This is a genomic window from Streptomyces sp. NPDC054866, assembly GCF_053610745.1.
Window position 1 is genome coordinate 1 of record NZ_JBSGZA010000004.1, and the last position, 11063, is coordinate 11063.

Here is an 11063-nt window from a genome sequence, read left to right on the forward strand (position 1 = left end):
AACGCCCGGTTACATTCCGAACCCGGAAGCTAAGCCTCACAGCGCCGATGGTACTGCAGGGGGGACCCTGTGGGAGAGTAGGACGCCGCCGAACTCAATTTATAGCCGTGGTCCCTGGACTTATTGTCCAGGGACCACGGCTTTTTGTGTTTCCGGGGCCTTTCTGGCCCTTGGCCACCCCTCTGCACCGCCGGCTGACAACTGACGGTAAGGTCAGGGGGCATCATCGGCTCGTTTCCCACAGGAGGCCCCCGGGTGGAGGTCCAGGAGACTCGCGTCCAGACGGACCGAGTCCTCACCATCCCGAACATCCTCAGCATGGCGCGCCTCGTTGGCGTACCCCTCTTCCTGTGGCTGATCCTCAGGCCCGAGTTCGGCGGGCCCAAGAGTGATCACTGGGCGCTCCTGGTGCTCATGCTGAGCGGGATCAGTGACTACCTCGACGGCAAGCTGGCCCGTCGCTGGAACCAGATCAGCAACTTGGGGCGGTTGCTCGACCCGGCCGCTGACCGGCTCTATATTTTGTCGACATTGGTCGGGCTCACGTGGCGGGAGATTCTTCCGCTCTGGCTGACCGCGGCGCTGCTGCTGCGCGAGATGATGCTGCTGGTGATGGTCGGGATCCTCAGGCGTCACGGCTATCCGCCGCCCCAGGTGAACTTCCTCGGCAAGGCAGCCACCTTCAACCTGATGTACGCCTTTCCACTACTGCTCCTCAGCGACGGAAGTGGCTGGATCAACACTCTCGCTGCTATTTTCGGATGGGCGTTCGCTGGATGGGGTACAACTCTGTACTGGTGGGCAGGGATCCTCTACGTGGTTCAGGTCCGCCGACTTGTCCGTGCGGACACCACGGCCGATTGAGCTTGCCGATTTGGCAGCTGTAGAGGCTTGCAGTCCCGTGAATGACATTTGCGGGACTATATTGGCGGGCTAAGTCGGCTAGATCGTCGTCTATTGAGGAGGACGCTTCCGACATGAAGGCCGTCGTAATGGCCGGAGGCGAAGGCACGCGCCTTCGCCCTATGACCTCGAGCATGCCCAAGCCGCTCCTGCCTGTGGCCAATAGGCCCATCATGGAGCACGTGCTGCGGCTGCTGAAGAGGCATGGGCTCACCGAGACCGTAGTGACAGTCCAGTTCCTGGCCTCCCTGGTCAAGAATTACTTCGGCGATGGTGAAGAGCTCGGGATGGAGCTCACCTATGCCAATGAGGAGAAGCCACTCGGCACTGCCGGGAGCGTGAAGAACGCCGAGGAAGCACTGAAGGACGATGCGTTCCTCGTGATCTCCGGTGATGCACTGACTGATTTCGATCTCACCGAGCTGATCAACTTCCATAAGGAGAAGGGCGCGCTCGTCACCGTCTGTCTGACGCGCGTGCCCAATCCGCTGGAATTCGGCATCACCATCGTGGACGAAGAAGGAAAGGTCGAACGCTTCCTGGAGAAGCCGACCTGGGGGCAAGTCTTCTCCGACACGGTGAACACGGGCATCTACGTCATGGAGCCCGAGGTCTTCGACTACGTCGACGCCGATGTGTCGGTGGACTGGTCCGGCGACGTCTTCCCCCAGCTCATGAAGGAAGGCAAGCCCATCTACGGCTACATCGCCGAGGGCTACTGGGAAGATGTCGGCACCCACGAGAGCTACGTCAAGGCTCAGGCCGACGTGCTGGAGCGCAAGGTCGACGTCGAGCTCGACGGGTTCGAGATCTCGCCCGGTGTGTGGGTTGCCGAAGGCGCCGAGGTGCACCCCGACGCCACGCTGCGGGGGCCGCTTTACATCGGTGACTACGCCAAGGTCGAGGCGGGTGCCGAGATCCGTGAGCACACGGTCCTGGGATCGAACGTCGTGGTCAAGGCCGGTGCCTTCCTGCACAAGGCCGTCGTGCACGACAACGTCTACATCGGTCAGCACAGCAACCTGCGTGGCTGTGTCATCGGGAGGAACACCGACATCATGCGGGCCTCCCGCATCGAGGACGGTGCCGTCATCGGCGACGAGTGCCTCGTCGGTGAGGAATCGATTATCCAGGGCAACGTCCGGGTCTATCCGTTCAAGACGATCGAGGCCGGCGCATTCGTCAACACCTCCGTCATCTGGGAGTCCCGGGGCCAGGCCCATCTCTTCGGTGCGCGTGGCGTCTCCGGGATCCTGAACGTGGAGATCACGCCGGAGCTCGCGGTGCGGCTCGCGGGGGCGTACGCCACGACCCTCAAGAAGGGCTCGACCGTCACCACGGCCCGTGACCACTCGCGAGGCGCGAGGGCGCTGAAGCGAGCGGTGATCTCGGCTCTGCAGGCCAGCGCCATCGACGTACGGGACCTGGAGAACGTCCCGCTGCCCGTGGCGCGGCAGCAGACGGCTCGGGGCAGTGCCGGCGGGATCATGATCCGTACGACGCCAGGAGTGCCGGACTCCGTCGACATCATGTTCTTCGACGGGCGCGGGGCCGACCTGTCGCAGGGGAGTCAGCGGAAGCTGGACCGGGTGTACGCGCGCCAGGAGTACCGGCGGGCCTTCCCCGGGGAGATCGGGGATCTGCACTTCCCGTCCAGTGTCTTCGACTCGTACACGGGTTCGTTGCTGCGCAATATCGACACCACAGGTGTGGCCGAGTCGGATCTGAAGGTTGTCGTCGATGCCTCCAACGGAAGCGCGGGCCTTGTGCTGCCGAGCCTTCTCGGGCGGCTCGGCGTCGACGCGCTGACCATCAACCCGGGGCTCGACGAGTCGCGTCCGACCGAGACCTACGAAGCGCGCAGGTCGGGCCTGGTGCGGCTGGGCGAGATCGTGGCGTCGTCACGTGCTGACTTCGGTGTGCGGTTCGACCCGGTGGGTGAGCGGCTCTCGCTCGTCGACGAGAAGGGGCGGATCATCGAGGACGACCGGGCGCTTCTCGTCATGCTCGACCTGGTCGCCGCGGAACGCCGCAGTGGTCGGGTCGCGCTGCCGGTCACGACGACGCGCATCGGCGAGCAGGTGGCCGCGTACCACGGGACTCAGGTGGACTGGACGACCACGTCGCCCGACGATCTGACGCGCGTGGGGCGTGACGAGTCGACCATCTTCGGTGGAGACGGCCGGGCCGGTTTCATCATTCCCGAGTTCAGCAGCGTCTTCGACGGTACGGCCGCCTTTGTGCGGCTCATCGGTCTCGTGGCGCGGACGCAGCTCACGCTGAGCCAGATCGACGCACGTATCCCGCGCGCCCATGTGCTGCGCCGTGACCTTGCGACGCCCTGGGCGGTCAAGGGGCTCGTGATGCGGACCGTGGTGGAGGCGGCGGGGGAGCGTTCGGTGGATACCACCGATGGCGTGCGGGTCGTGGAGTCCGACGGGCGCTGGGTGTTGGTGCTGCCCGACCCCGCGGAGGCCGTCACTCATCTGTGGGCCGAGGGGCCCGACGACGCGTCCGCTCAGGCGTTGCTCGACGAGTGGTCCGCCGTGGTGGACAGCGCCGGTCGCTGACCGGTGGCACGGGCCGGACGGCACCCTTGAGAGGTGCCGTCCGGCACGCCGGTGGGGCCATTCGGAGGTAACGCCCGCGACGTGCGACGATGTGCGGCATGCCGCAGCAGCCCCCCGTTCGGAGCACCCCCTCGCGCCCCCGGCGCCCGGACGCCTCCATGTCGCTGCTGAACACGGTCATGGACCACAGCCTGGACGAGGGCTACGCAGAGGCGGCGGCCCGCAAGAAGGCCAAGGGCGCAGGTGGCGTGCCGCGTCCGCTGCGGGCGAAGCTCGGTCTTGCCCTCGGCCTTGTCCTCGCGGCCCTGGTGGTGACGGTGGGTGCCGCGCAGGCACGGATAGCCGCTCCGGTCGTCGCCAAGGAGCGCGCGGAGCTCATCGACCGGATCGAGACGGCGACCTCCGACGCCGACGAGCTCGAAGAGGACGTCGAGACGCTCCGTGACGACGTGGACGAACGGCAGCGCGAGGCACTGAAGAAACACGGGGGCAGCCAGGGCGAGTTGGTGTCCCTGCTCTCCGGCGCCACAAAGGTCCAGGGCCCCGGCGTGAAGCTTGTGGTGGACGACGCCAAGGAAGCCGACCAGGGCGGGGGCGGGCCGCGCGAGAGCGCGGGATTCTCCGACACCGGACGGGTGCGCGACCGCGACATGCAACGGGTCGTCAACGGTCTGTGGCAGTCCGGCGCGGAGGCGATCACCATCAACGACCAGCGGCTGACGGCGCTGTCGGCGATCAGGGCCGCGGGGGACGCGATACTGGTCGACAACAAGCCGCTGGTGCCGCCGTATACGGTGCTTGCCGTAGGCGACGGACAGCGCTTGAGCACGAGATTCCAGAACAGTCGCGACGGTCAGTATCTGCATGCTCTGCAGGAGAACTTCGGCGTCCGGACCAGCATTTCCGTCCAGGATGATGTCCGACTGCCGGCAGCACCGAGTGTGACCGTACGTACAGCAGAGCCGAAGGCAGGAAAGGGCACATCGTGATCGCCGTACTGGGCCTCGTCGTGGGAGTCGTGGCCGGATTGTTGGTCCGGCCCGAGGTTCCGGCAGTGGTCGAGCCGTACCTTCCGATCGCCGTGGTGGCGGCACTCGACGCGGTGTTCGGAGGCCTGCGCGCGATGCTCGACGGCATCTTCGACGACAAGGTCTTCGTGGTGTCATTCCTCTCGAACGTGGTCGTTGCCGCCCTTATCGTGTTCCTGGGCGACAAGTTGGGCGTAGGTGCTCAGCTCTCCACCGGCGTCGTGGTGGTGCTCGGCATCCGGATCTTCTCCAACGCCGCCGCCATCCGCCGACACATCTTCAGGGCGTGACGCGGATGGCTACGGAGGAGACCTCCGGGGGCGAGAACCGGAGCAGGGAGCTGCCCGCAGAGGTGCGGAGCGCGCCCGCGGAGCCCGGGGAGGGCGCGGCGCCCGAGCAGGCCGAGCAGCGGGACGAGCAGGCGTCGCTCAGCGGCCGTCAGCGGCTGATGGAGGGGCTGTGGCCGCCTCGCGTCACGCGCCCTCAACTCATCGTGGCCCTGCTGCTGTTCGTGCTGGGGCTCGGCCTTGCCATCCAGGTGCGCTCCAACAACGACAGCAGCGCGCTCCGTGGCGCACGTCAGGAAGATCTCGTACGCATCCTCGATGAACTGGATGACCGTACACAGCGTCTGGAAGGTGAGAAGCAGCGTCTCGAGGACCAGCGGACCGGGCTTGAGAACAGCTCGGACCAGGCCGAGGAGGCTCGCAAGCAGACTGTCGAGAAGGAGCGTCAACTCGGCATTCTGGCGGGCACCGTGGCCGCGCAGGGTCCTGGAATCACGCTGACCATCGATGACAAGAAGGGGTCGGTCGAGGCGGACATGCTGCTCGACGCCATTCAGGAGTTGCGTGCCGCGGGGGCCGAGGCCATCCAGATCAATGACGTACGCGTAGTGGCCAACACCTATCTGTCGGATACGGACAGTGGTGGTGTCCGGGTGGACGGCCGCAAGGTCGGCAAGCCCTACCGGTTCAAGGTCATCGGCAAGCCGCAGGACCTCGAGCCGGCGCTGAACATCCCAGGTGGAGTGGTGCAGACTCTGGAGAAGGAGCAGGCCACCGTCACCGTGACGCGAGCGGAGAAGATCGTGGTGGACGCCTTGCGAGCGGCGAAGCGGCCTGACTACGCTCGGTCGTCGTCCCAGTGAGGCGGGGGTGCATGGGGGCCGCCGGTCGAGGGCATGAGGTTGCGGGGGGTCGGCGCACCGTAAGCGTGGTGCGTGGTGGAAACTGTTTGGCGGATACGGACGTTGTGAGGATGTCTGTGCTGCCGATGTACGCCGGTGTGTGCAATCAGGGTTCGTCCTGCCCCACGGGCGGGTCTGTTTCGGTCAAGGGGAATCGCCCGTGAAGTTGTTTGCGAAGTTGTTCGGCAAGAGCGCACGTGAGGACAGTGGCAATCCCGCCACCGCCCGGCACCGTGCCCCACGCCATGGAGATGCCGAGGAGCAGGGCGCCGAGCGCCCGATGTTCCGTGACCAGGTCGGTGGGCCAGGCGGTGACATTTCGGGCGCGCAGGGCGCGTCGTCTGTTGACCCTGCCGGTCCGGGCCGCATAGGTTTCGGAGAACCGTCAACCTCAAGTACGGGTGGAGGGTTTACCCCCGATCCGTACGCATCGAATGCCCCCGCGGGGCAGCCGCGGCAGGAGGATCCGTCCATGGCCCTGGTGTGTACGAGGTGCGGGAACCGCAACGCCGAGGCGAGCCGGTTCTGCTCCAACTGCGGCGCGCCGCTGCGGGCCGGGGCCGCGCCGGAGCGTCCGTCCGAGACGACCTCGACGATCTCCATCTCGGGCCTGGAGGCCTACGACGCGGAGGTGACGGGGCAGACCGCCTCGCCCGCCCTCTCGCCGGAGGCCCAGGCCGCCGTTGACGCACTGCCGCTCGGTTCCGCGCTCCTCGTGGTGCGCCGCGGACCGAACTCGGGCAGCCGCTTCCTTCTGGACGGCGAGCTGACCACGGCGGGGCGTCACCCGCAGAGCGACATCTTCCTGGACGACGTGACCGTCTCGCGCCGCCACGTGGAGTTCCGTCGCCTCGGGGACGGTTCCTTCACCGTCGCCGACGTGGGCAGCCTCAACGGCACGTACGTCAACCGGGAGCGCATCGACTCGGTCGCGGTGTCGAACGGCGACGAGGTGCAGATCGGCAAGTACCGGCTGGTCTTCTACGCGAGCCAGCGGGGCATCGGTATCTGATCTGTCAGGAAGGTCCATGCTTCAAACACCGAGGGGCGGTGCCGGCAACGGCACCGCCGCCGAGGACCGTCGGCTGATGAGCATCGGCGCCGTCCTGAACGCGCTGCGTGACGAGTTTCCCGAGGTCACGATCTCCAAGATCCGTTTCCTGGAGTCGGAAGGGCTCATCGAGCCGGAGCGCACGCCGTCGGGCTACCGGAAGTTCAGCCCTCAGGACGTGGAGCGGCTCGGTCACGTCCTGAGGATGCAGCGGGACCACTATCTGCCGCTCAAGGTCATCCGGGAGCACCTGGACGCCCTGGAGCGCGGTGAGCGGGTCTCCACGCCCTCCCTGGGGCAGCCGCGCGAGCCCGGTGACGCCTGGGGTGTGAGTGACGCCGTGGAGCCCACTGCCGCCCGTGTGGGCCGTGCGGAGCTGCTTGCCGCCGCCGAGATCGACGCGGAGCAGCTCGCCGACTGGGAGACGTACGGGCTTGTCGTGCCGTTGCCCGACGGTGGTTACGACGCGGAGGCCGTGACGGTCGCCGCGCTCGTCGTCGAACTTGGGCGATTCGGTATCGAACCCAGGCATCTGCGCGCCATGAAGTCGGCGGCCGAGCGTGAGGCCGGCCTGGTCGACCAGGTTGTGGCGCCGCTGCGCCGGCACCGCAATCCGCAGACCAGAGCCCATGCGGAAGCCCGTACGAAGGAACTCGCCGGGCTGACCGGAAAGCTGCATTCTGCACTGGTGCAGAGCGCGCTCGGGGTGCGGTTGCCCTGACTCGGGGGGTGCCCGACTACCCAAACCTGCCGGGCACGTCCTAGGGTTGCTGTGTGAACGAGCTCGACGTCGTAGGTGTCCGGGTGGAAATGCCCTCCAACCAACCGATCGTGCTCCTGCGTGAAGTGGGAGGCGATCGTTACCTCCCCATCTGGATCGGACCAGGTGAGGCGACCGCGATCGCCTTCGCACAGCAGGGGATGGCGCCCGCACGGCCGCTGACCCACGACCTGTTCAAGGACGTGCTGGAGGCGGTGGGTCAGGAGCTCACCGAAGTGCGCATCACGGACCTCCGAGAAGGGGTCTTCTACGCGGAACTGGTCTTCGCCAGTGGAGTCGAGGTGAGCGCCCGGCCGTCCGACGCCATAGCGCTCGCGCTGCGCACCGGAACGCCGATCTACGGCAGCGACGGTGTTCTCGACGACGCGGGCATCGCCATTCCGGACGAGCAGGAGGACGAGGTGGAGAAGTTCCGCGAGTTCCTCGACCAGATCTCGCCCGAGGACTTCGGTACCAACAGCCAGTAGGCCGTCACCAACAGCCGGTGGGCCGTCGCTTCCTGAGGGTCCGGCGGACCATTCGGCTAGCCTTTCCCGGCGGTGCGGTACAGCAAACCACTCTTAGGGTGATTATCACTCGGCGTGCCGAGTGTGGCGATCGTTGACGAGCCCCGGGCGACTGCCTACCGTCGTGAAGGCAGGTCAAGGACGGAGGTCGGCGTGAGAAGCAGCGGCGACGGTACGGCGATGGGCGGTCCGTATCCGCTTCACGGCAGCGCGGCCGGTCACTCTCCGCAGAGGCCGATGGCGGTTCAGGGGAGCGTTCAGGGGAGCGGGGACGCCACGTCCGGACAGTCCGAACAGGAACAGATCGGTTACCGGGGGCCGACCGCGTGCGCGGCCGCCGGCATCACGTATCGACAGCTCGACTACTGGGCCCGTACGGGCCTCGTCGAGCCCAGTGTGCGCTCCGCGGGGGGATCGGGGACCCAGCGGCTCTACAGCTTCCGGGACGTCGTCGTCCTCAAGATCGTGAAGCGGTTCCTCGACACCGGTGTGTCCCTGCAGAACATCCGGACCACGGTCCAGCACCTGCGTGACCGCGGTTTCCGGGACCTGGAGCGGATGACGCTGATGAGCGACGGCGCGACGGTCTACGAGTGCACGTCGCCCGACGAGGTCCACGACCTGCTCCAAGGCGGCCAAGGGGTCTTCGGGATCGCCGTGGGCGTCGTGTGGCGGGATGTGGAAGCGGCGCTTTCGCAGCTGCACGGGGAGCGGATCGACACCGGGGAGACGCTGGTGCGGCAGAACCCCGCCGACGAGCTCGCGAGGCGGCGCAACAGGGCCGTGTGAGCGGTCGCGGCCGCCGCCCGGTGTCCCGGGCGCGCGGTGGCGTTCTCGGGGCGTTGTCAGTGGCGTAGGGCAGCATCAGAGGTGTGAGAACCGCGCCCACGATTCTGCATCTCGACATGGATGCCTTCTACGCGTCTGCCGAGCAGGCCGCGAAGCCGAGTCTGCGCGGGAAAGCCGTGGTCGTGGGCGGGCTCGGGCCGCGGGGTGTGGTGGCCACGGCGTCGTACGAGGCGCGGAAGTTCGGTGTGCACTCGGCGATGCCCATGGGGCAGGCGCGGCGCCTGGCGCCCAATGCCGCCTATCTGGTGCCGCGCTTCGGGCTCTACCGCGAGATCAGCGAGCAGGTGATGGGGCTGCTGCGGGAGCTGTCGCCGCTGGTGGAGCCGCTCAGCCTGGATGAGGCCTTCGTCGATCTGGAGGCGGGGGGCGTTGCCGATGACCAGACGTCGGCGCTTGCCGTGGGCGAGCTGTTGCGTGCGGACATCAAGGCGGTGACGGGGCTCGCGGGGTCGGTCGGGCTCGCCGCGTCCAAGATGCTGGCGAAGATCGCCTCGGAGGAGGCCAAGCCGGACGGCCTGCGGCTCATAGTGCCGGGGACCGAGCGGGACCTGCTCGGTCCGATGCCGGTCCGGACGCTGCCCGGTGTCGGTCCTGCCACCGGGGACCATCTGCGGCGGGGCGGGATCACGACCGTGGGGGAGATCGCGGAGGCGGGCGAGGACGAGCTCGTACGGCTGCTCGGGAAGTCGCACGGCAGCGCGCTGTACGCGATGGCGCTCGCGCGGGACGAGCGGCCCGTGGTGGCGGAGCGGGAATCCAAGTCGGTCAGCGTCGAGGACACGTACGACGTGGACATCCATGACCGGGTGAGGGTCAGGGGCGAGGTCGCGCGGCTCGCCGACCGGTGTGTGGAGCGGCTGCGGGCGGCGGGGCACTCAGGGCGGACCATCGTCCTGAAGGTGCGGCGGTTCGACTTCTCGACGCTGACGCGCTCGGAGACGCTGCGTGGGCCCACGGACGACCCCGGGGTGGTGCGGGAGGCCGCGGCGCGGCTCCTCGAGGCCGTGGACACCACCGGAGGCGTGCGGCTCCTCGGGGTGGGGGTCACGGGACTCGCCGACTACACGCAGGAGGACCTCTTCGCGCAGGCCCAGGCCCAGGCGCAGGCGCAGGCGCAGGCACTGGCCGAGGGCCTTGAGCACGGGGAGGGCGAGGTTGCCGTGGGGGAGGAAACGGCCGTGGAGGAGCGGCCGCCCGTGGAGGAGGTGCCGCTCGCCGAGCGGCGGTGGGCCGCGGGGCACGATGTGCGTCACGCGCGGTTCGGGCACGGGTGGGTGCAGGGGAGCGGGCTCGGGCGTGTGACGGTGCGGTTCGAGACGCCGGGGTCCCTGCCGGGGCGGGTGCGGACCTTCCGGGTGGACGATGCCGAGCTTGTTCCCGCGGAGCCGTTGCCGCTGGTGGGACCACCGGAGGTGGGAGCTGAGCAGTGCCCCTTGGGTTAGCGGTGCCCGGCGATGGGCGTTGTGCCCACCCGTTCCGCCGGTGCGGAACGCCTGCCCACGGTGCGGAACGCCTGCCCACAACGAGGGCGGACGAGGGTGGTCGGCTTGCGGTCTGCGGGCTCAGGGCTCCTCGCCCGCTATGCGGCCGAAGTCCTTGTCCGGTGGCGTAGGTGACTCGGGAGGTGTGATGTCCAGGCCGTAGTGGTGGTAGAGCTGCAGTTCCTGTTCGGGGGAGAGGTGGCGCCCGACGCCGAAGTCGGGGGCGTCCTTGATCAGGGAGCGCTCGAAGGGGATGCGCAGGGTGCCGTCGCTCCTGAGCTCGCTGGGCTCCAGGGGCACGAACGTGTCCCGGCTGAACAGGCCCGTGCGTATGGCCGCCCACTCCGGGGCGCCGGTAGCGTCGTCGAGATAGACCTCGTCGATCGTGCCGATCTTGGCCCCGTTCCGGTCGAACGCCTTCCGGCCGATCAGGTTGCGCGGATCGATGTCGGTCTGCACGGGCCCTCCAACTGGTCGAGACGTGTCGAAGTGGGGCGTAACTCATCCTTGTTCATTCGTATTCACTACGAAAGAGCACTTCGGGGCAGGCGGCCACTCGAGGGATCCTCCATCGCCTCGCTGGTAGGCTGGCGATTGGCTGCTGACCCCGTGCGGGAGAGCTCTCCGGTTAAGGCACCGGAGGCGCCGAAGGAGCAACTCCTCCCCGGAATCTCTCAGGCCCCTGTACCGCACGGACGAGGTCAC

At 67.7% G+C, this 11063-nt stretch carries 11 protein-coding genes, 1 rRNA gene and 1 riboswitch; of the genes, 11 read left to right on the top strand and 1 reads right to left on the bottom strand.

The window, feature by feature from the left end; translation table 11 throughout:
• The 11 genes from rrf to ACWGI2_RS20750 form a co-directional block, all read left to right on the top strand.
• A 5S ribosomal RNA gene (gene rrf / locus ACWGI2_RS20700) occupies positions 1–94 on the top strand; the annotation flags it as partial.
• 161 nt (positions 95–255) lie between these two features.
• Positions 256–864, top strand: coding sequence for a CDP-alcohol phosphatidyltransferase family protein (locus ACWGI2_RS20705; RefSeq protein WP_453696796.1), 609 nt, complete (start codon positions 256–258; stop codon positions 862–864).
• A gap of 113 nt (positions 865–977) precedes the next feature.
• Positions 978–3473, top strand: coding sequence for a sugar phosphate nucleotidyltransferase (locus tag ACWGI2_RS20710; protein ID WP_453400027.1), 2496 nt, complete (start codon positions 978–980; stop codon positions 3471–3473).
• Positions 3474–3562: 89 nt separating this feature from the next.
• The gene (locus ACWGI2_RS20715) at positions 3563–4462 is read left to right on the top strand and encodes a DUF881 domain-containing protein (RefSeq protein WP_453400026.1); all 900 of its coding nucleotides are present in this window, start codon (positions 3563–3565) and stop codon (positions 4460–4462) included.
• Complete coding sequence (locus ACWGI2_RS20720) at positions 4459–4791, top strand: small basic family protein (protein WP_030794354.1); 333 nt, start codon at positions 4459–4461, stop codon at positions 4789–4791. Before ACWGI2_RS20715 ends, ACWGI2_RS20720 begins: the two co-directional genes overlap by 4 nt.
• Positions 4792–4796: 5 nt before the next feature.
• Complete coding sequence (locus ACWGI2_RS20725) at positions 4797–5651, top strand: DUF881 domain-containing protein (protein ID WP_453697679.1); 855 nt, start codon at positions 4797–4799, stop codon at positions 5649–5651.
• Between the two features lie 82 nt (positions 5652–5733).
• The gene (locus ACWGI2_RS20730; protein ID WP_453697681.1) at positions 5734–6702 is read left to right on the top strand and encodes an FHA domain-containing protein; all 969 of its coding nucleotides are present in this window, start codon (positions 5734–5736) and stop codon (positions 6700–6702) included.
• Between the two features lie 16 nt (positions 6703–6718).
• Positions 6719–7462: a transcriptional regulator FtsR gene (gene ftsR / locus ACWGI2_RS20735; protein WP_453696797.1), complete on the top strand. Its 744-nt coding sequence runs from the start codon at positions 6719–6721 to the stop codon at positions 7460–7462.
• Positions 7463–7515: 53 nt separating this feature from the next.
• Positions 7516–7989 carry a bifunctional nuclease family protein gene (locus ACWGI2_RS20740; protein ID WP_006123076.1) on the top strand — a complete coding sequence of 158 codons (474 nt, stop codon included), beginning with the start codon at positions 7516–7518 and terminating at the stop codon, positions 7987–7989.
• Positions 7990–8181: 192 nt separating this feature from the next.
• A complete protein-coding gene (locus tag ACWGI2_RS20745) occupies positions 8182–8817 on the top strand; it encodes a MerR family transcriptional regulator (RefSeq protein WP_453696798.1) in 636 nt (211 codons plus the stop codon).
• A gap of 83 nt (positions 8818–8900) precedes the next feature.
• Positions 8901–10319, top strand: coding sequence for a DNA polymerase IV (locus tag ACWGI2_RS20750; protein WP_453696800.1), 1419 nt, complete (start codon positions 8901–8903; stop codon positions 10317–10319).
• Between the two features lie 120 nt (positions 10320–10439).
• On the opposite strand, the gene ACWGI2_RS20755 is transcribed toward ACWGI2_RS20750, so the two are convergent.
• Positions 10440–10817: a PRC-barrel domain-containing protein gene (locus ACWGI2_RS20755; RefSeq protein ID WP_453400022.1), complete on the bottom strand. Its 378-nt coding sequence runs from the start codon at positions 10815–10817 to the stop codon at positions 10440–10442.
• A gap of 143 nt (positions 10818–10960) precedes the next feature.
• Positions 10961–11058, top strand: a riboswitch (glycine riboswitch).
• Positions 11059–11063: the final 5 nt, after the last annotated feature.